Annotated in this window: 1 protein-coding gene; it reads right to left on the bottom strand. The window is 47.6% G+C overall.

The window, feature by feature from the left end:
• Positions 1-939 (bottom strand): Ig-like domain-containing protein (locus tag OW492_RS16915; protein WP_290041699.1); only part of this gene is annotated, 939 nt, incomplete at both ends.

The raw sequence follows: 939 nt of genomic DNA, 5'->3' as shown, positions 1-939 counted from the left end.
CAATCGTACCGGTGATCGCAGGAGTTGTATCATTGGTAATAATTGAATCGACGCTCACCACTGGTGCAGTCGTATCAATCTCAATGGTTGTTGTTGCGCTGTCGCTATGGCCGGCCTCATCACTCGCAGACACACTCACTTCAACCTCACCTTCGGTTAAGTCAGGTAAAGTATCAGCTGCTAAACTCCAGGTTCCATTTTCATTATTCACTGCGGTGTACTCAACCGCATTGACCGTCACAATCACGATCGCAGTTGGGTCATCAATACTGCCGCTTAACGCAGGTGACGTCTCGTTAGTCACTAACGCATCAATACTCACGTTTAAGCCAGTCGTATCCACTTCGACCGTGCCGGTATTGGTTGCTGTATTACCTGCTGTATCAGTGGCCGTAGCCGTAATAATGGTTTCACCATCATTCAGTGCAGGTAAGGTATTATCCGCTAATGTCCACGTACCATTAGCATTGTTGGTTGCTGTATATTCAATATCATTAACCATCACCACGACCACTGCAGTGCTGTCGTCAACACTCCCCGTTAACATCGGTGTGTTATCGGTAGTAATAATTGAATCGACGCTGACCACTGGTGCGGTGGTATCAATCTCAATGGTTGTTGTTGCGCTATCGCTATGGCCGGCTTCATCACTCGCAGATACACTCACTTCAACCTCACCTTCGGTTAAGTCAGGTAAAGTATCAGCCGCTAAACTCCAGGTCCCATTTTCGTTATTCACTGCGGTGTAATCAACCGCATTGACTGTCACAATCACGGTCGCAGTTGGGTCGTCAATGCTACCGCTTAACGCAGGTGACGTCTCGTTAGTCACTAACGCATCAATACTCACATTTAAGCCAGTCGTATCCACTTCAACCGTGCCAGTGTTTGTCGCGCTATTACCTGCCGCATCTGAAGCAGTGACGGTAATAATGGTTT

Source organism: Psychromonas sp. 14N.309.X.WAT.B.A12 (genome assembly GCF_030397575.1).
GTDB lineage: Bacteria > Pseudomonadota > Gammaproteobacteria > Enterobacterales > Psychromonadaceae > Psychromonas.
Note: the sequence above shows the minus strand (reverse complement) of the source record. Positions and strands in the feature narration are given on the sequence as shown.